This is a genomic window from Neobacillus sp. K501 (assembly GCF_053749995.1).
Window position 1 is genome coordinate 52,267 of record NZ_JBSLYA010000002.1, and the last position, 19,912, is coordinate 72,178.

The window sequence follows — 19,912 nt, forward strand, 5'->3', positions numbered from 1 at the left end:
TCCTAACTCCCCCTGGTTAATTAACGACCTTCGTTAATTTTTCATATATTTCGTTTAAGGATTCGATGGAAACACCGCCAGCTAAAGCTGATTGTAGACTTAAATAAAAATCTTCTGCCTGGTCTTCAATATGACTGAGCAATCGCTCGAACTGTGCCGCTAACACACCAGTGTAATATGCTGATAACCGCTCTCCCTCTATTTTTAAATAATCATCGGCAGGCGCATTTAAAATGGTGTTAAGCTCCTCGATCATGAGACTCTTTTCATTTTTTTCAAAAAAGGACTTTGGATTTTTGAAATACGACAATGCCTTAGCAAAAATTTGCTTCTCTAGGTGTTTAAATGCTGTTGGAAAGTCAATTTCCCCATCATGCTTCATTTCATAGGATGAGAATGACAGGTCTTCATTGATCTCCACTAGGCTTCGTTTTAGTGCCTCATAATAATCGGCTACTACCTTTTCCGCAAAGCGGTCAAGCCGAACCGTTGTTGCCCTCATTTCCTGTGCAAAATCAAAACCTAAACTTTCTAGGAACTCATCAAGAGCGATCTGCAGAGCCTTTTTTAGATTGCGCCCATCGTCTCTTAATGTAGACGGATTAAACGCTTCTTTAAAGAAATCACCGAAGCGGAAGAAAACTCTTTGTTTAATATAGAAAAGTAATTCCTCTGATTCCTGGGTCATCCGTTTTTGCATAGCTACAGCTGATTGTTTTGCTAATAAATCTCTAATCATCGCCTTCTGGTTTTCGATCTCCATACGGCGTTTCTCTTTAACCGATTGATCTTCCCTTGAACTTTGGATCAGCTTTTCTACCAGGTCATGAACCCGAATTAATTCCTTACCGGCAGCTGTTATCGCCATTTCCGTTAAATCGTTGGAAATGAAATGGTAGAAATCATTTTCAAAACGATTCATTCCCGACTGGTAATTGACGCCAGGCTCCAGTTTTTCTTTTAAGGCAAATAAACTAGATAAAGGATAAAGATGAGGATTACGAATTCCATATTTCATTAACTGTGACTGAACATATTCAATCACGCTTTCCTTCTCTTCCTCATCTTCTGCAAGGTCAATCGCATTGATCATAAAGAACATTTTATCAAGCTGGAACGAATCCTTAACCCGGCCAAGCTGGATTAAAAATTCCCGATCCGCTTTTGAAAAGGCATGATTATAGTAGGTCACGAACAAAATGGCGTCCGAGTTTTTAATATAATCAAAAGCTACCCCAGTATGGCGAGCGTTAATCGAGTCTGCCCCAGGCGTATCGACAAGCGTGATACCTTTTCGGGTTAATTCACAATCATAATAAAGCTCAATCCATTCCACAAAACATGACTTTTCTTCCTTCGCAACAAACTCAGCAAATTCGGTTAAATCGGTCTCAAAAATGCTTCCAAGCTGTTTTCCGTGCATGCTGTATCCCTTCTTAAATGCTTGTAAAAAGGCATAATGGGTTTTCTCTGACACACCCTCCTGCCCGTTATCGAGCATCAATCTGTCAATTTCCTTGGAGGCCGTATCCAATGTCGCCGTTTGTAATTCAAATAACTTTAATGAACGATTGACGTCCTCAAGCATTGACTGTTCTTCTTTAAATTTCACCAAAACCGTACCATGCCCGTATTTCTTATTGATTGGCTTGATTTTATTGATTGCCGCTGTTGTTGGATTTGGTGAAACTGGCAGGACCTTTTCTCCCATTAACGCATTCGCAAAAGAAGATTTTCCGGCACTGAAAGCACCGAATAAAGCAACGGTAAATCCTTTATGCTTTAATCTTTCCGCCTTCTCGTATAATTCTTGGGAAAGCTTTTTAAAGCCTGGTAAATTTTCGATTAGGTTTGCAGACTGTTCAAGTGAGCTTACCATGCTCTGCATATGACTGCTTTCCTTTTTGGCTGCTTTTAATTTTATTTCTTCTACTTTCGGTTTGGTGGCAAGCACAGGCTGCCTTTCTTTTTCAATTAGGCTTTGACCATGGATAACCTCAAACTCTTCTTCCTCTTGATGAAAAAGCTGACTGGAATCTTCTTTGTTACTTGTATCAGATAGTAATTCATTCATGATCTTTTCTTGAAGTGAGTTTTCAGCCTCAAATTGACTTAAGGCTGTTAGAGCATTTACATATTTTTCAATATTTTCGTATTCCGTTTGATACTTGTTTCTTAACTTTTCTGTTTTCTTCTGTAATTCCATAATTATGGCCGTTTTGAATTCCGCCATATTGTTTTTGGCGATTTTCTTAATTCCATTTGCCAGATCCTCTGTGTAATGGAGAACATACTCACCCGAAAGCCTTGCACCGGGTTTTACAGTATTTACAATCAGTTCAATTGGGACATCGATAGTAAATCCTTGTGCTTGGGTCTGTTGTTCATGGTTATCTAGACTGTTTTTCTTTAAAATTCCGAGCATATACTCGCGCAGATGCCATTCCAGCTGTGATTTTGTTTTTTCCTGTAAATCCTGATAAAGCCGGTCTAGACGGGCCCTCTTTTCTTCCTGCGTTTTTTGCTTTGTGAATAGGAATCCAACCTTAAATTCTGGTTGACAGGCTTCAAGATATCCCTCGGCTAATGCTCTCGTTTGAAAAGGCATCAAATAAGCGTTGTTCATGATTTTTTCTAATTCTAGATCGAATTGTTTTTCTGTTTCCTCGACCCCATTTTTTAAGGTTTGAAGGGTTCCGTAAATGCTTTGGTAGGAAGCAGTTAATTGCTGTCTTTCTTCCTCAGGCAGTTCCTCTAATAATTCGATTAACGGATGAAGCTTTTCTTCATTTTGGTTCCGGGTTTGCTCAAGATGATCTTGGGCAATTTTTTTTAAAGAGTGGTAGATAGAATCTAGAAGAAACTCGTCTTTTATCGCCAATTTTTCAGCAATAAACTGTTTAAGTTCATTAAATTCATTTAGTTTATTGTCCTGGTATTTAAGTGATGTATAAAAGATTCTCGCTGGTTTAACGCCCCAGTTTCCGAATGAATCAATCACACTTTGCTTAAAATCTTGAAAACTTAATTCTTCCTCTTTGTGCTTATCGACCTGGTTGATGACTAAATAAACTTCTTTGCCGGCTTCTGTTAATTCCTTTGTAAATAAAAAATTGAGTTCGGCTTGAACGTGATTGTAGTCCATCACATACAAAACGAGATCCGCTAGGTGAATGGCCGATTCGGTGGCAATTCGATGCGCATCATCCGCAGAATCAATTCCTGGTGTATCCATGATTACCGTATTCGCAGGCAGATGTGTGTCAGAATGGCTGATTTCAATTTCTTCAATTTGGTCGCCATCCTTGCAATAGTTTTTAACCAATTCATAATCATATGGTGCTAAATACATTCGAGGCTTTTCATTTTTGAAAAAAACCTTTGCATATTCTTCACCAGATTTTACCTTTACAAGATTAGCACTGGTTGGGATCGGGCTTGATGGCAGGAGGTTCTCTCCAACCACCTTATTAATCATTGTCGATTTCCCTGCTGAAAAATGACCGCAAAAAGCAATCATAAATTCTTTTGTGGCCAACTTTTTCGCTAATTGCTTCGTTTTCTCGGCATTTTCTTTGTCACCGTTTTCATTTAAATAATCATATATTGAAATAATCTTATTCTTTAAAGAGTGTATGGTTTCTTGTTGATTAGCAGTTTGGATCATCTTCCTATTCCCCTTGTTCACAACTTTGTAATATTTATTATTTTATACGATAATTCAAACTTTTCCTATTGTGATTCAATGAAAATTGTTAACAAAATATTCATATTGTTGCTGATGGTTTTTTATTAAAATTAATTTAAAGTCAGAAAGGAAGTGGGATATGGCTTTTAAAAACCGAACTGAACCGAAAAAGTTGAAGATTTTGAGAAGCTTAAACACTAGAAAAGAATTAAACCCTGAAGAAAAGCGTTACTATTTAAGTCAGGAAAAGGGGTATGAAGGTGAGGTAAAGTTTGATTTAATGACAGAAAAACTTGAAAGTGGTCTTCTGATCTTGAACGATCTTTTGCTTTCAGTTAACCACACAAAATTTCAAATCGATAGTATGATCATTTCCCCCGAAAAGCTTTACCCTTGCGAAGTTAAAAACTTTGAAGGAGATTATGAGGATAAATCTGGTCGACTTCACATAAAAAACGGACCTGAGATAAAAGATCCTCTAAAGCAGGTGGAGCGCAGTGAATCCTTGCTTCGCCAATATCTCCAAAAGATCGGATATTCATTCCCCATTGAACCATACCTGGTTTACGTTAATCCTGAATTTACCTTATATCAAGCCCCTTTAAACGATACTATTATTTTTCCGACACAGATTAACCGACTTATGAAAAAATTTAATTTGCTTCCTGGAAAAGTAAATGAACGCCAGAGGAGGCTTGCCCAACGCTTTGTGGCAGATCATATTATTGAATCTCCCTATGATCAGATTCAACCTTATAACTATGGAGAATTGTGTAATGGTATGACATGTTCTAAGTGTCATTCTTTTTCGGTTTCATATGGGGGAAAATATTTAGTTTGTTCTAATTGCGGGTGTGTAGAAAAGATTGAGGATGCGGTAGTGAGGTCTGTGGAGGAATTAAAGCTTCTTTTTCCGGATATGAGGATTACAACAAAACTTGTATATGAGTGGTGTAAGATATTTTCCTCAAAAAGGATGATTAGTAGGATATTAAAACTTCACTATAGTGCAGTAGGGATGAAGAATCATCGCTACTATGAGTAAATATTACTTTTCATAATGAATTTGGAACTAATTTCCTTTTCACGACGCAGGGATGCACATCTTCCTTGATTTCAGGTCATGAACTTCTCTTTCATGACCCAGGGTTACACATCTTCTTTGTTTTCAGGTCAAGACCTCTCTTTCATGCCATAGGGTCGCATCACTTCTTGATTTCAGGATGAACTTCTCTTTCATGACGCCAGGTTGCACCTCTTCTTTGATTTCAGGTCATGAACTTCTCTTTCATGACGCCGGAATGCACCTCTTCTTTGATTTCAGGTCATGAACTTCTCTTTCATGACGCCAGGTTGCACCTCTTCTTTGATTTCAGGTCATGAACTTCTCTTTCATGACGCCGGAATGCACCTCTTCTTTGATTTCAGGTCATGAACTTCTCTATCATAGTTCCTAGCATACTTGCTTCAACTTGAATTTAAAGTCTTAAAAAAAACAAGCCAAGGATTTCTCCTTGGCTTAGTGTGTTACATTTTTTAAGACGTGTTTCATGACCAAAGCGTAGATTATGATCGTTCCTCCAACAAAAGCAATAGTCATTTATAACACCTTCCTTATCCGCTCATTGAGAATAAATTTCATCTAGCTGTAGTTTATCACGAATGATAATCATTTTCAACAGAGACAAGTTATTTGTCAAATTTATTTAACAAATTAGGAAGAAAACGATTGCAACTTTGAAATGTACCCTCATATCCTGTTAGTTCTTTTAATGCTTTTTCTTCTGCTGGAATCCGAATGGAAAGCACAATTACATTCAATATCGTAAACAAGCATGCTGTGACATATGCTCCAAACAGAAGTGGAATCACCAACAATTCGATGGAAACAACCAAATAATTAGGGTGTTTGATATACCTGTATGGACCTTTTCGGATAGCATCCACATTTGGCATAACGAGAATTTTTGTATTCCAATACTTCCCGAGTGAAGCAAGTGCCCAAACCCTTACAAATTGGGCAAATACAAATACGATTAACAAAAAAGGCCATAGCGCAGAAATCTCTCGTTCGAAGATGAATTTTTCAAACAAGAGCACAACAAAGAAAAGTGAATGCATCAACACAATTACAAGGTAATGCCCCCTTCCAAATTCTTGGGCACCCTGCCCCTTCATCCACTTTTCATTACTTTTAGCAATCAGCAATTCACACAGGCGTTGGATAATGATCACAAACATGAAAATAACAAACATCATCACTCCCACCTCAACAATAGCAGCTCTGAACTAAAACCTGGTCCTAGTGCTGTGCATAAACCATATGAACCCTTATCGATCTCAAGCTCCATGAACCGTTTTAGTACGTAAAAAATGGTAGCAGAAGACATATTCCCGAAATCCCTTAACACTTCCAGAGAAATTTCTGTCATTGTTGCAGGTATACCTAATGATTGAATATAAGCATCAATTACTTTTTTACCACCGGGATGGGCAATAAAATAGTCGATATGCTTCAAATCTAGGTTACACCCCATTAAAAAAGCACTAACATTTGGCTTTAACCAGCTTTCAATAATACTCGGTATATCCCTTGAAAAAACAACGAACAAACCCTGATTTTTTATTTCCCAGCCCATCACATCGAGTGAATCCGGCATTAATGTTGACTGAGTATTTAAGATAGCAGGTACTGTATTTTTTTTCCTAATACCTTGAACATTATCTCCACAAACCAAGGCACACGCTACTCCATCCGCAAATAACGAGGTTCCGATTAAATTGCTTTTGGATAGATCATTATGTTGAAAAGTTAAACTACAAAGTTCTACAGATAACACCAAAACCTTCGCATTTGGAAAAGCAAGGCAATATTCGAATGCACGTGATAATCCGGCAGCCCCTCCGGCACAGCCTAATCCCCAAATTGGAATTCGTTTTGTATGTTGTTGAAACGATAACTGATTCATGATTCTTGCTTCAATACTAGGAGTGGCAATTCCGGTTGTTGAGATAAAGAAAATTGCATCAATTTCTTCACAATTCACTTCTCTCGCCAAAAAAGTTTCATTACGAAGGCATTGATTGATAGCCAGTTTTCCTAAAGAAACGGCCGAATCCATATACGCATTATTTTTTTCCTCGAAAGAACGACTTTCCTTAAACCATTCAATCCCTTTTACAAAATGCCTTTTTTTGATTTGGCCATTTTGAAAAGCAGTTAACAGCCTCTCGATATCTTTAAATCTTTCAGAAAAAAGCTCTCTTGCAAAATCCATCGCTTCATTTTGGTTAATTTCATAGGGAGGGACAGCTTCACCAACTGATATGATTGAGGGCATGGTAAATTCTCCTTAAAAGTATGTAAGGATATTTTTTCCATTAACAGAAGAGTTATGCTCGTGTATAAAAAAAAGCTTCCCCACCACAGGGAAGCAAACGTTTTGAAGGTTTTGGTTGTTGTGCTCTTTGATTATAACGCGAATTTCAAATCTCATCATTACATAATCATTTCCAGTTTTCCACTTACTCTTTTTCCGATTGTTTCTGAACCTCAATTTTTATCTTTTTATTAGCAAGGGTGCCACAAATTTTACAATATTCCATTTCATCGTACAGAACCCGACATTGATCACAATAAAATTTCTCCATACCAACACGCTCACTTTAATGAAGCTAAATTTATTCTTTATTTTATTATCAATTTTAAAAATTGTGATAACGTATCAAAAACAGTTCGATTTAGCTTATATTCATTTCATAATCAACAACTTATATCACAGGTGATTAGTGATAGTTCACATTATTTTCACATTTACCAAAGGGTGTTTGTGATATAAATCACTGTTGTATCAAGTTATTACCATTATCATAGTAGATACTTAAGGAATGAACATTTTGTGAACACGCAAATTTGTTATTTTTCTTCCACAATTGTTTTGTATTATGAAAGAGAACTTATTAATTATTTGTAAATTTTCTGAAGGGAGTGGCACGGGGGATGGCGAAGGTCGATTTAAAAACACAAAAGAAAACCGAAATTGAAGACAGCTCTTCTCTAAAGGGGACACTGGCGTCCGTTTTCCTTTTGGGAATATTTTTAGTTGTCACATGGGTAAGTGTTTACTTCTTATTCCTAGATCGTTTTTAAGGAGAGAAAGGGGAAAAAATCATGCATATGCATAAGTTTGAAAAAATATGGCTCATTTTCGGGATCAGTGCCCTTGTTGTTTTCTTGTCAGTTGTCGGGGTAAGCGCATTCTATCTTGGAAATAAGCCACCGAGCTGTTTAACTACGATCGATTCAACAAAAGTAGATGAAGTGGCTCCATTTAATAAACCAGGTCTAAACAAAGTTGAAGGAAAAGAATGGGACTATGAATTAGTTTATGTAGCCCAAGCCTTCTCTTATAATCCAATGGAAGTTGAGGTTCCATTAGGGGCAAAAGTAAAAGTTATTGCAACAACCAAGGATGTTGTCCACGGTTTCCAAGTAGCTGGAACTAACATTAATATGATGCTCGAACCTGGCTACGTTAATGAAATTGTTACTACATTCGACAAAGAGGGCGAATACTTAGTCGTTTGTAACGAGTACTGCGGTACTGGTCACCATTTAATGAGTTCTAAGATAAAGGTGGTTAAATAATGGCTAGTCAATCAGCAAAAATAAAAGTTGACCCACGTGATGGAAAGCTAGCGATGGCACACTTTTTTGTTGCCTTTACAGCACTTGCACTGGGCGGGTTGATGGGACTCCTGCAAACCCTTGTCCGTTCTGGAAAATTTGAGCTTCCTTGGGGTATTGATTATTACCAAATCTTAACTGTACATGGAGTTTTAATGGGACTTGTGTTGACAACGTTCTTTATCATGGGATTCCAATATGCAGCTGTCAGCCGTACAGCAGGAACACATTCACCAGGTGCACGCCGCATTGGTTGGATTGGATTCTGGGTAATGACCACTGGAACTGTCATGGCAGCAACGATGGTTTTACTAAAAGAAGCATCTGTTCTTTATACATTCTATGCGCCATTGAAAGCACACTGGATTTTTTACTTAGGATTAACATTTGTAGTAGTCGGCAGCTGGCTTGATGGAGCTGCGCAAATTATGACATATGCAAGATGGCGGAAAAATAACCCTGGAAAACCAAGCCCGCTATTAAGTTTCATGGCGGTTATCAACACTGTATTATGGATTGTTGCAACTTTGGGTGTAGCATCAACTGTATTATTCCAATTACTCCCTTGGTCTCTAGGAATTGTAGATACTGTTGATGTTTTGGTCAGCCGTACCTTGTTCTGGTATTTTGGACATCCGCTTGTGTATTTCTGGTTACTGCCAGCTTATATGTGTTGGTATGCGATCATTCCAAAAATTATTGGCGGAAAAATTTTCTCAGATTCATTGGCACGCTTATCCTTTATCTTATTCTTGCTGTTCTCCATTCCTGTCGGGTTCCATCATCAATTGACAGAGCCGGGAATTGATCCAGCATGGAAGTTTTTACAAGTAGTATTAACATTCATGGTTATTATTCCATCCTTGATGACGGCATTTTCTTTATTTGCAACATTTGAGAGATATGGACGCTCTAAAGGAGCAACAGGTCTATTTGGCTGGTTTAAAGTTTTACCTTGGAACGATGCCCGTTTTACCGTACCATTTATCGGAATGGCTAGCTTCATTCCTGCAGGAGCAGGTGGTATTATCAACGCATCCAACCAAATGAACCAAGTTGTGCATAATACGATTTGGGTTACCGGACATTTCCATTTAACTGCAGCAACATCCGTTGTTCTAACGTTCTTTGGAATTTCTTATTGGCTAGTTCCCCACTTAACTGGACGTAAATTAACAAAAGCGATGAACAAATTGGGAATTATTCAGGCCTGGGTTTGGTTTATTGGAATGGCGTTCATGTCAGGTGCGATGCATTTCCAAGGTCTTCTTGGCGGACCAAGACGTTCAGCGTTTTCAACTTACGGGGATGCTGCTCAAGCAGCAGAATGGATTCCATACCAAATTGCACAGGCTGTTGGTGGATCAATTCTTTTCCTTGGAATTATCCTAATCATTATCATCTTTGTAAACCTTGCTTTCTTTGCTCCAAAAGGAGAAGAAGAATTCCCTGTTGGTGAAGCTGAGAATTTAGAAGAAAAAGCACCAATGATTTTTGAAAACTGGAAGCTGTGGCTTGGAATTACTGCCGTTCTGATTCTATTTGCTTATACGATACCGTTTATCGATATGATTCAAAACGCGCCAGAAGGTTCGAAGGGCTTCAAAACCTGGTAATATAAGTAGCAAAAGGCTCCAAACTAAAAGTTTGAAGCCTTTTCTTTATATCTTTTTGAAGAAATTGGCATATTTATTAGAATCACAGAAAGTAGAATAATCAACGAGCCGACAAATTGGACGAACCCAAAACTTTCTCCATAAAGAAACACGCTCAGGAGTGTCGCAACAACTGGTTCTACCGTTGCTACAATTGCCGCCTTACTGCCCTCGATTGATTCAAGTCCCTTTGTATACAATAAATAGGCAATTACCGTCGGAATCAGTCCTAAACCAAAACCATAAGTGATGACTTCCCCACTCACTAGGATACTAGACTTTTCCCATAAATTTGTTAGTGGCAGCAGTGCAACTGAAGCTACCAAAAAGGTATAAAAAGTAACGGTAAATGGCGAATACTTTTTTAAGGCAAATTTACCAAAAATGGTATATAAAGCATAGCCAAAACCAGCTCCCAAGCCAGTAATAACACCTGCTAAAGTCAGTTCAGATGCATCTCCTAAACCTGAGCCTGCAATCAAGACACACCCTAGTAAAGTACCAGTGACTGATATTAGTTTTGCTTTAGCCATTTTTTCTTTTAAAAATAGGAAAGATAACAAAATGACAAACGCCGGTGCAGTATATAGCAGGATTACAGCAATTGAGATGTTCATTTGATTGATCGCCGTAAAATAACACCAATTAAATAATACTATGCTAAAAATACCTGTTCCAATGAACAGCTTTAAATCAGACCATTTAATAACCAATTGTGAACGATATTTAATAAGCCCGATTATCCCGAGAAGGATCGTTGCGCTTACAACCCTTAATGTAACAATTTCCATTGAGGTAAATTCATAGCTGGACAATTTCCTAACAAAGATGGCGATGATTCCCCACAAACTTGCACTGATTGCTATGAAAGCAATTGGTAAAACCTGTTTCAATTTAACTGATAAACCTTGCCATATTTTTCATAAAGATAATCAACTAAATATTTTGCATTCAGGCCTTCACCGGTAACTTCTGTTAATATCTCAAGCGGTTTTTTCAGTTTACCATATTGATGTACGTTTACTGTCAGCCACTCTTTAATTGGAAGGAGATTTCCATCCTCTAATAATTGATCAAAGTTCGGAAGGTCCTCACGCATCTTCTTGTTAAATTGGGCAGCATACATATATCCAAGTGCATATGAAGGGAAATAGCCAAAGTCCCCACCTGACCAGTGGACATCCTGTAGAACTCCCTTAGCATCGTTTTCAGGTCGAATACCTAAATATTCTTCATATAAATCATTCCAAATTTTTGGAAGGTCTTTCACTTCCATTTCTCCATTAAATAAACCTTTTTCTATTTCATAACGAATGATGACATGTAATGGATAAGTTAATTCATCCGCTTCAATCCGAATCAACGAAGGTTTAGATTCATTAATCGCACGATAGAAATCCTCAATCTCCACCTGATTAAACTGGGTGTTAGAATACTTCTTTAAGAGTTCATAATTGTTTTTCCAAAAGAATAAATTACGTCCAACAAAATTCTCATAGAACAAGGATTGTGATTCATGGATTCCCATAGAAGCACCGGCACAAAGCGGTGTACCGATCAGGTCTGTGGAAACATTTTGCTCATATAAGGCATGACCGCCCTCATGAATAGTGCCAAAAATCGCTGTACGAAAATCTTTCTCATCATATTTTGTTGTTACACGGACATCCCCCGGATTTAATCCAATAGCAAATGGATGCACCGTTTCATCAAGCCTGCCAGCATCAAAATCGTAGCCTAATTGAGTAAGGATATCTATGCTAAAAGCACGCTGATTATCCATATTAAAAGTTTTAAATAGAAATTCTGTTTTCGGTTTGTTGGAGGATTCTGAAATCTTTTTAACCAATGGAACAATTTTTGCTCTTAGCTCTCCAAAAACTTGGTCAAGAACCTCAACTGTCATCCCAGGTTCATATAAGTCTAGTAAGACATCATAAATATTCTCTTCATAACCCCAATAATTGACGAAGCGTTTCGTCATTTCTACAAGCTTTTCTAAATATGGTTTTAGTATTTCGAAATCTGATTTTTCCTTTGCTTCTGCCCAAACAGACTCAGACTTAGATTTCAAAATGACGAATTCTTTATATTCTTCTGCCGGAATTTTTTTGTTTCTCTCATACTCTCTTTTACATTCCTCAAGAACTTTTTTGGCTATAACTGACAAATCTGCTTTCGATAACTTTGCTATGTATGCTGCCATGTCTTCAGAAGTAGACATTTTGAAAACTTCAGAGGATAGCATTCCAATTACTTCAGAGCGTTGATCGGTTCCTTTTTTAGGAGCACCCGTCCGAAGGTCCCAAAATATTAACCCTAGTGCCTCATTATAGGCGGTCATTTTCTTCACATAATCCAAAAATTCCTTTTCAAGTGCTGCGCTCATTTATTTCCCTCCCTCTACTAAACAAATCTTATCATATTTTTCTGAAAAATGAACGGATAAAAAAACAACAGAAGGTTAAGTCTGTTGTAAAATAAAATATAGGGTCAGAGGATGTTTGTAGTAAATTACAGTAAAAACGATAAAATGTTAAAAAGGGAGAGGGAATTTAGACAGAGCCCCCTATTTCCTTCCGATTGATACTTTCCAAACTTCAGGACCTTGTTCAAGATATTCCCAAGTAAAAAGATCTGTTCGTTCAGCCATAAACTGATACTGAAGTGGTCTTGGATCGTGATCGTTGACAATTTGCATAAACTCTCCTGCTTTTAATTCATCAAATGCGTTAAAGATCGTTGGATGCTTTTCACGTGGTGGAAAATCAGGTACATTGATGATTTTAGCATATGTTTGTTGCATTTCTTTCACCCCTTCTTATTAACTTCCTCTTTATTATAAAAAAGAAGTATTTTCCTAATAGTGCTTCGTATCACACCTGCTAAATGATTTTATTAATAGCCTTCCAAAAGGAGACAAGGGAAAAATGAAAGAATTAATCGGTCAATGCTCAACTTGCCAAAAAGAAATTTATTGTTTAGACGGCTTCTTCAACGGAGTCCAAACCGATGATCACAAAACTTATTGTTTTGAGTGCTTTGAATCCAATAAAGAAGAAAATCCGCAGAGTTAACCCTTTGCGGATTTTCTTTTATTCTATCCAACTGAGAATTATTTTCACAAAAAGCCTAAATCTATGATGGAGGTCACATAAAAGCTTTAAATTCATTGCTACAATGAAATTAATTAAGAATTACAATATGAAGGTGATGTTAATGAAGCAAGAGGACATAAAAAAGCGACTTTCGAATGTACCTTTATTCAAAGAGTTATCCGATGAGGAGCTGGCACCATTTATCCAGATTGCTCAAACTCGTTACTACAAGCAAAAAATGTATGTTTTTATGCAGGATGACCCGCTAGATAGAGTTTTCTTTATCCATACTGGCAAAATCAAAATTTATAAAACTGATTTTTCCGGTAAGGAACAAATCGTCTCCATCCTTGAGCCTGGTGAGATGTTCCCTCACGCTGGATTTTTCCGACAAGGAAACTTTCCTGCCCACGCAGAGGTTATGGAAGATGCAAGCCTTATTGTGGTTCCGATTGATCAGTTTGAGGAAACTCTCCTAAGCTTTCCCGAGCTTTGCATAAAACTATTTAAAGTCCTAGGTGAAAAAATTGTGGATCTCCAGGGTAGATTAGAGGCGCAAGTTCTCCATAACACGTACGAACAAATTGTTTTACTGCTATTAAGACTATGCAAGTCGAATGGGGAAAAGATTGGCAGTCATTATCAGCTTACAACCCAATTTACGAACCGTGAACTTGCCAACATGATTGGCACATCAAGGGAAACCGTAAGCAGAACCATGAATCAATTAAAAAAGAAAGGTTACATCAACCAATGCGACGAAGGTTATTACCTTATCGACAAAGACGCACTTCAACAAGAATTGTTTTATTAATTGTGCCAGGATCGGCAATCAACAGACAGGTTAACACCCCCAAAAATAAAAGGAGTTGTTCTTATGGAACCAAAAATGATTGAACTTGATGTAAGAGAAGACTTAAAGAATAAACTAGAACCATTTCAAAAAATTATGGATGCAGTGAAAGAACTAAAAAATCCTAATGATGTTTTTATTCTTCATGCCCCCTTTAAACCGGTACCATTATTTACCGTATTAAAAGCAAAAGGATTTGCCTATGAAGCAGAAGAGATCGAGAAAAAGCATTGGAAAGTGACATTTATTAAAAATTCCTAAAAGAGGTGAGTGGTTATGATATTAGACAATCGAGGTTTAGAGCCACCTCAGCCCATGATGAGAACCCTTGCCGCCCTAGAAACCTTAGGAGAAGGCGAAGTCTTAACCATTATTAATGATCGAAGACCGATGTTCCTTTATGAACAGCTTGAAGAACTCGGCTACCAGCAACGAACAGAACAACAAAATGACGGAAGTTTTAAAATTGAAATCTTCCGATAAGTAGGTGAGTCTAATGCTTCCTCAGAATATGGGAAATGAAACGAATATTAAGCTTCCTTTCTCTTTTATTTCTTTTAGCTTAATTTCTTTAGTACTTTCACAAATTCTAATCTTACTAAATGGGGAAATGGTCGCTGATGGAAGTTTTCGAATACCTGCGATATGGTCATCTGCGCATCTTCTTGTCCTTGGTTGGGCATTGATGGTTGCAATGGGTGCGATGTATCAGCTTGTCCCTGTTGCCTTTTTAACAAAAATTTGGAGTGAAAGATTTGGGTTTGTGCAATTCTTTGTGACTGCCTTTGGAATTGCATCCTTTTCTGGATTACTCTATGGGGTACCACAAAAGGCATTAATACCTGGAATAATAACTCTAATTGGTATATTAATGTTTCTGTTTCAAATGTTCATGACTTTAAAAGAACAGGCAAAACCAAATATTCTTACGGCATTTGTAGGCACTGCGCTAGTATGCTTGTTCCTTACTATATTCATGGGAATAACACTCATTTATTCCCTTAAAACAGGCTTTGCAGGCAGTTCCTATCAAGCCATCTTTCAGAGTCATCTGGTACTAGGAGTAACTGGATGGTTTACGCTTTTGATTTTTGGATTTTCCTATAAAATGGTCCCGATGTTCTCTTTGTCCCATGGCTTTCCGATGCTTCAAGCAAGATATGTCTATGGTATTTATGTCTCTGGCCTTGTCATAACACTTATATCTTTTTTTAGCAGTAACAGCATCCTATTAAAAATGGGTTTTCTACTGCTATTGGCTGGTTTTTCAATTTTCAGCTGGCATATTAGCATCATTATCAAAAAAAGGCTAAAGAAAAAGCTTGATAAGCCGTTTACCTTTGCCTTAATTGCCATTGGATTCGGAAATCTCATTCATCTTGCCGCTTTTATCGCCTTATGGAGCAATCAATTTTCAGCTGTTATTGGTCCGCTTGTATACCTATATTTATTGTTATGGATCGTTCTAAGTATTATTGGCTACCTCTACAAAATTGTTCCCTTCTTATGGTGGACGTATAAGTACAGTAAGGAAATAGGAAAGAAATCTGTTCCATCACTTAAAGATATGATGAATGAAAGAATCGTTGTTCCACTTTTTACATTTTTTATTATTTCGGTAATTGTTGTTTTCCTAGCAATCATTTTACAAAACGTATTCCTCTTTAATATCGGACAATTTGTCTTATCTCTAGTATTTATTGTGATTGCAGGCAGCATTCTTAGTGTTTTGAAAAAATAGTGAGGTGTTTATGATGAATGTCAAAGAAAAAATTCTTGAAACATTAAAAACGGTTTATGATCCTGAGTTAAATATAAATGTTGTCGATCTAGGACTTATTTATCATGTAGAGATTACCGATGGGGCGGACGTAAGCATTACAATGACTTTAACAACACCTGGTTGTCCACTTCATGACAGCATTACTAGTGGTGTACGCTATGCTGTTCAAGGAATGGAAGAAACCAGAAATGTCGAAGTAAATCTTGTTTGGGAGCCTGCCTGGTCACCAGAAAAAATGACCCCTGAAGGTCTGCGCCTTTTAGGAAGGTAAAGAAAAGGTCAAGCCAGTGGGCTTGACCTTTTCATTTTATTATTCAATTGCTGTAGTAGGAAGGACACTTTTAATGTTCTCCAAAACACCTTGTGATATATCAGACTCTATCATGATATGGACTGTTCCTTGATCGCTCTCGCTCCTAATTAAACGACCAATACCTTGGCGTAGTCGAAGCAGCATATAAGGTAGATCGATTTCGTTAAACGGGTCTTTTGCCACTTCATGCTTTGCCATAAATACTGGATCATTTGGAGGGAATGGCAGCGAAAAGATGATGACATTTTCTAGCGACCTCCCTGGAATATCCAACCCTTCCCATAAATGAATCGTACAAAGAATCGCATGTTCATCATTTTGAAACTTAGATACAAGCGTACTAATTTCTTCGTCTCCTTCAAAATAAATAGGGTATGAAAGTTGATTGATCAACCTTTGCTTTATTTTCACCATTTCATTTTGATTGTTTAGAAGAATTAGGGCCCGCCCTTCTGACTGTTGGATCTTATTGATTAAATAATCAAACTTATCCTCCATAGAAGTAAATCTCGGCAGATAGATTTCCATCTTTTCTTGATACTCAAAAGGAGATGCAACCGAGAAGGACAAATACTCTTCAACTCCCAGGCTCTTTGCAATATAATCAAAGCTCTTTTGATTTGAAAGTGTGGCAGAGGAAAAAATAAACGGTTTTTTCTGAGAGAAAACCTCTTCCCTCATCACCTCTTCGACCATTCTTGGCATAATGACAAGCGTTCGTTCAAAACCAGCCTCTTCAAACCAGGTAATTCCATTCATTTCTTTAAGAAACAATGATAAGTAATAGGTAATTTGTTCTAAATATTCTTCAACAATTCTTAAATCGTATTCATTGATCACATACATTTCGCTCTCAAAAACGAGTTCCTCTTCCAATGCTTGAAGTCTATTTAGCAGCCTTTGCCCTGCATTCATCAGCACTGGATCCTTAGTGATCAATTGCTTTTCCGACCCAGTAGCTGCTACCGAGAATTTTGATATCATATGGAAAAACTTATCATTCTCTAACAGCGCTTCTTCAATAGTGTATAATGTCTTTTCACGGACTTCATTTTCCATCAGCCTTGTAAGTAGATTTTCTAGAGTAGCATCCGTAAATCGATAGCTTAAAGCATTTTGAGCCGCATACTCAAGCAGATGGCCTTCATCAAATACCACAGAGGAGTGCTCTGGCAGAAGCGGTAACTGACCTTCACGTTTTCTCGATTCCTTTGTCCAAATATGCTCCATATAAAAATCATGTGAACAAATAATCAAATCTCGTGAGTGACGGTAATAATCACGATTTAAAGTTAAGCCACAGCGATGTCTTTTTTCACAGGAGAAGCAATCCTGGATTTTATCCCAGTTTACCTTTGACCATGTTTCGTCCGATAGCAAAGGATAATCTCTTCGATCACCATATCTTTCAAACTTTTGCATCGAGCCATCACTGTGGACAAAATCCGGTAATTGATCGTAGATTTCATCAATATCATCATGAAAGTCCATTTGTTTGACTTGATCCAACTTTTTCAAGCAGAGATATTGATCTCGAGATTTCGCTAAGCGAACATCAAGGTTTAGTCCGAGAATTTTTTCAAGCTTGGCAATATCTCCTTCTTTCTTAACGAGCTGTTCAATCAAAGTCTCATCCGCACAAGCTATTATCGCTGGTTTATTCGTATAACGGGCATACATAATCGCATACAGCAAGTAACAAATCGTTTTTCCGGTCCCAACTCCCGCTTCTGCAAACATCACTTTTTTCTCTTTAAAAGCCTTCTCCAGCTGGAAAGCCATAAAAATTTGCTCATCTCGTAATTCAAACCCTGCTTCTGGTAAAATATCGTAAAATAAATCGCCAATCCATTCACTTAATTTATCATAAAAGGATTCGGTCTTTGAAACTACAAATGGAATGCGGTCTTGCATAGAATTTCCCCCTAAAAAAGAATGAATTGGAGCCTGTTCGATTAGGCTCCAATTGGAATGATTATTTATCCCGCATTAACGGGGAATAAGACCCCCACCTCAGGAACATATGAAATAACAAAGCAGTATTTTAAGTGGATGATAACTGCCCGTAAAAGCCCGATTGGTTCAACTAACAATCAGTGGGGATGAAAAAAACCCCACTGATTGAAGTTTCACTTTATTCAATATTTCGTGAAGGTCTCTTTCCCCAATATTGATAAAGGTCCGTACGAATAAAACCATTAAAAAGCTTTCGTTTCTTTGTTGCCGGCTTTCCATAAAATTGCTCGAACTGTTCATTTGAGGTCATGATGTAAATCGACCACGTATCCAACTTACTAAAAGCCTGCCCCATCTCTTTGTACATTTGTTCGACTGCATTCTTCTCCCCAAGTCTTTCACCATAAGGAGGATTACCAACAATAACGCCATATTCTTTATTGGTAGAGATATCTTTGACTTGCATTTGCTTGAAATGGACTAAATCGCCAAGTCCTGCTTCAAATGAATTTTCCTGAGCTATTTTGACCATTCGGTGATCAATATCGGTACCGATAATATCCAGAGGCTGATCATACTTTGCTAAATCTTCTGCTTCAGTTCGAACCTCATCCCATACTTTGGAAGGGATCCATTTCCAGCCTTCAGAAGCAAATTCACGATTAAAGCCTGGAGCTATATTCTGGCCAATCATCGCCGCTTCAATCGGAATCGTACCTGAACCACAGAAAGGATCCATAAATGGCCGATCCGGCTTCCAATTTGTTAACTGTACGAGAGCAGCAGCCAGTGTTTCCTTTAAAGGTGCTTCCCCTTGGTCTACGCGGTAACCACGCTTATGAAGGCCCTGGCCGCTTGCATCGATCGTTATTGTTGCTACATCTTTTAATAAGGCCACTTCAATACGATATAAGGCCCCATTTTCTTCAAACCACGAATTCCGCTTATACTGTTGCTTCATTCTTTCAACAACCGCTTTTTTTACAATCGCTTGGCAATCAGAAACACTAAACAGCTTTGACTTCACAGACTTTCCAATAACAGGGAATTCCGCGTCTTCTGGCAGATACTTTTCCCAAGGTAAAGCCTTCGTTTTTTCAAATAATTCATCAAAGGTATAGGCCTTAAACTCACCTACCTTAATTTTTACTCTGTCGGCTGTTCTCAACCATAAATTGCTTCTAGCAATGGCATATTCATCACCAGTATAAGTGATTTTTCCATTGTCAACTTCACAATCATATCCTAACGATCGAACCTCTTTGGCAACTAGCGCTTCTAAACCCATTGCAGCCGTTGCAATTATTTGATATTTACTCATGTTTTCCACCCTTAATTATATGTATCGGAGTATTCCGTTCTTCATTTTATCATTATAGACGAAAAAAAGTGAACGAATGCAATTCTAAAATAAAAAGACCCTCCAAGAGGAGAGTCGATCATTTATACAATCCATTCACATTAAAAACGTTCTGTAAGCCATGTTCTGTACCATAGTACTGCAAGCGACTTTTACGTCTCGTACTTAGGTGGTAATCATCTATCTACAGATTCAAAAAGAATCTGTCCTTCTCCTTGTTGAATTCCTAAGAGAAAGTGCCCCTACCATTATTTGGGTTTCTCGCTCGTGGGGTTTACCGCGTTCCACCCTTTTCATTTCTGAAAAGGCTCCGTCACTGTGGCACTTTTATAGGTATTCATACCATATCCAAATGGACTTAGGTATTTTCCCGGCCGTCAGCCAAGCATAAAGCCTAGCTGCCCTAGCTTATGAATTCGCTAGGCACGAACACTACAAGCATCTCAGCTTGTGCGAGCATGGACTTTCCTCTACAAGAAAGCATAAGCTTTTCTTGCAGCGATTACCCGAACGTAATTA

The 19,912-nt window shown here is 37.8% G+C and carries 18 protein-coding genes and 1 other RNA gene; 10 read left to right on the plus strand and 9 right to left on the minus strand.

Going from position 1 to position 19,912, the window contains the following annotated elements; translation table 11 throughout:
* Window positions 1-16: 16 nt before the first annotated feature.
* Window positions 17-3,667 carry a dynamin family protein gene (locus ACWM35_RS04670; RefSeq protein WP_454815951.1) on the minus strand — a complete coding sequence of 1,217 codons (3,651 nt, stop codon included), beginning with the start codon at window positions 3,665-3,667 and terminating at the stop codon, window positions 17-19.
* A gap of 160 nt (window positions 3,668-3,827) precedes the next feature.
* On the opposite strand from ACWM35_RS04670, the gene ACWM35_RS04675 reads away from it, so the two are divergent.
* Window positions 3,828-4,733, plus strand: coding sequence for a nuclease-related domain-containing protein (locus ACWM35_RS04675; RefSeq protein ID WP_454815955.1), 906 nt, complete (start codon window positions 3,828-3,830; stop codon window positions 4,731-4,733).
* 644 nt (window positions 4,734-5,377) lie between these two features.
* On the opposite strand, the gene ACWM35_RS04680 is transcribed toward ACWM35_RS04675, so the two are convergent.
* Together ACWM35_RS04680 and ACWM35_RS04685 are read right to left on the minus strand one after the other, a co-directional pair.
* Window positions 5,378-5,947, minus strand: coding sequence for an isoprenylcysteine carboxyl methyltransferase family protein (locus tag ACWM35_RS04680; protein WP_454815957.1), 570 nt, complete (start codon window positions 5,945-5,947; stop codon window positions 5,378-5,380).
* Window positions 5,947-7,029: a type III polyketide synthase gene (locus tag ACWM35_RS04685; RefSeq protein WP_454815959.1), complete on the minus strand. Its 1,083-nt coding sequence runs from the start codon at window positions 7,027-7,029 to the stop codon at window positions 5,947-5,949. The genes ACWM35_RS04680 and ACWM35_RS04685 overlap by 1 nt, the downstream gene beginning before the upstream one ends.
* Window positions 7,030-7,688: 659 nt before the next feature.
* On the opposite strand from ACWM35_RS04685, the gene ACWM35_RS04690 reads away from it, so the two are divergent.
* From ACWM35_RS04690 to ACWM35_RS04700, 3 genes are read left to right on the plus strand one after another with little or no spacing between them, the layout of a single operon-like run.
* A complete protein-coding gene (locus tag ACWM35_RS04690; protein WP_454815960.1) occupies window positions 7,689-7,838 on the plus strand; it encodes a cytochrome c oxidase subunit 2A in 150 nt (49 codons plus the stop codon).
* Window positions 7,839-7,859: 21 nt separating this feature from the next.
* Window positions 7,860-8,336: a cytochrome c oxidase subunit II gene (locus ACWM35_RS04695; RefSeq protein WP_454815962.1), complete on the plus strand. Its 477-nt coding sequence runs from the start codon at window positions 7,860-7,862 to the stop codon at window positions 8,334-8,336.
* A complete protein-coding gene (locus tag ACWM35_RS04700) occupies window positions 8,336-9,991 on the plus strand; it encodes a b(o/a)3-type cytochrome-c oxidase subunit 1 (protein WP_454815964.1) in 1,656 nt (551 codons plus the stop codon). Before ACWM35_RS04695 ends, ACWM35_RS04700 begins: the two co-directional genes overlap by 1 nt.
* 23 nt (window positions 9,992-10,014) lie before the next feature.
* Here ACWM35_RS04700 and ACWM35_RS04705 read toward each other — a convergent pair whose 3' ends face one another.
* From ACWM35_RS04705 to ACWM35_RS04715, 3 genes are all read right to left on the minus strand, one after another.
* Window positions 10,015-10,923 (minus strand): DMT family transporter, encoded by a 909-nt coding sequence (locus tag ACWM35_RS04705; protein ID WP_454815966.1) that lies wholly within the window; start codon window positions 10,921-10,923, stop codon window positions 10,015-10,017.
* Window positions 10,920-12,419: a carboxypeptidase M32 gene (locus ACWM35_RS04710; protein ID WP_454815968.1), complete on the minus strand. Its 1,500-nt coding sequence runs from the start codon at window positions 12,417-12,419 to the stop codon at window positions 10,920-10,922. The genes ACWM35_RS04705 and ACWM35_RS04710 overlap by 4 nt, the downstream gene beginning before the upstream one ends.
* A gap of 180 nt (window positions 12,420-12,599) precedes the next feature.
* The gene (locus tag ACWM35_RS04715) at window positions 12,600-12,836 is read right to left on the minus strand and encodes a DUF2249 domain-containing protein (protein ID WP_454815970.1); all 237 of its coding nucleotides are present in this window, start codon (window positions 12,834-12,836) and stop codon (window positions 12,600-12,602) included.
* Between the two features lie 124 nt (window positions 12,837-12,960).
* Here ACWM35_RS04715 and ACWM35_RS04720 point away from each other — a divergent pair, with 124 nt between their 5' ends.
* From ACWM35_RS04720 to ACWM35_RS04745, 6 genes are all read left to right on the plus strand, one after another.
* Window positions 12,961-13,107, plus strand: coding sequence for a hypothetical protein (locus tag ACWM35_RS04720; RefSeq protein WP_454815972.1), 147 nt, complete (start codon window positions 12,961-12,963; stop codon window positions 13,105-13,107).
* Window positions 13,108-13,249: 142 nt separating this feature from the next.
* On the plus strand, window positions 13,250-13,942 hold the full coding sequence (locus tag ACWM35_RS04725; RefSeq protein WP_454815974.1) for a Crp/Fnr family transcriptional regulator: 693 nt from the start codon (window positions 13,250-13,252) through the stop codon (window positions 13,940-13,942).
* Between the two features lie 63 nt (window positions 13,943-14,005).
* On the plus strand, window positions 14,006-14,242 hold the full coding sequence (locus ACWM35_RS04730; protein ID WP_454815975.1) for a DUF2249 domain-containing protein: 237 nt from the start codon (window positions 14,006-14,008) through the stop codon (window positions 14,240-14,242).
* A 15-nt stretch (window positions 14,243-14,257) separates the two neighbouring features.
* Window positions 14,258-14,464 (plus strand): DUF2249 domain-containing protein, encoded by a 207-nt coding sequence (locus ACWM35_RS04735; protein ID WP_454815977.1) that lies wholly within the window; start codon window positions 14,258-14,260, stop codon window positions 14,462-14,464.
* 13 nt (window positions 14,465-14,477) lie between these two features.
* Complete coding sequence (locus ACWM35_RS04740; protein ID WP_454815979.1) at window positions 14,478-15,722, plus strand: hypothetical protein; 1,245 nt, start codon at window positions 14,478-14,480, stop codon at window positions 15,720-15,722.
* Between the two features lie 13 nt (window positions 15,723-15,735).
* Window positions 15,736-16,035, plus strand: a complete 300-nt coding sequence (locus ACWM35_RS04745; RefSeq protein WP_454815980.1) for a metal-sulfur cluster assembly factor — start codon at window positions 15,736-15,738, stop codon at window positions 16,033-16,035.
* 39 nt (window positions 16,036-16,074) lie between these two features.
* Here ACWM35_RS04745 and ACWM35_RS04750 read toward each other — a convergent pair whose 3' ends face one another.
* The 3 genes from ACWM35_RS04750 to rnpB all read right to left on the minus strand — a co-directional run bounded on the left by ACWM35_RS04750 (window position 16,075) and on the right by rnpB (window position 19,907).
* Window positions 16,075-17,991, minus strand: a complete 1,917-nt coding sequence (locus tag ACWM35_RS04750) for an ATP-dependent DNA helicase (RefSeq protein WP_454815982.1) — start codon at window positions 17,989-17,991, stop codon at window positions 16,075-16,077.
* A gap of 220 nt (window positions 17,992-18,211) precedes the next feature.
* On the minus strand, window positions 18,212-19,354 hold the full coding sequence (locus ACWM35_RS04755) for a THUMP domain-containing class I SAM-dependent RNA methyltransferase (protein ID WP_454815983.1): 1,143 nt from the start codon (window positions 19,352-19,354) through the stop codon (window positions 18,212-18,214).
* Window positions 19,355-19,503: 149 nt separating this feature from the next.
* Window positions 19,504-19,907: RNase P RNA component class B (gene rnpB, locus ACWM35_RS04760), an RNA gene on the minus strand.
* Between the last annotated feature and the right edge of the window lie 5 nt (window positions 19,908-19,912).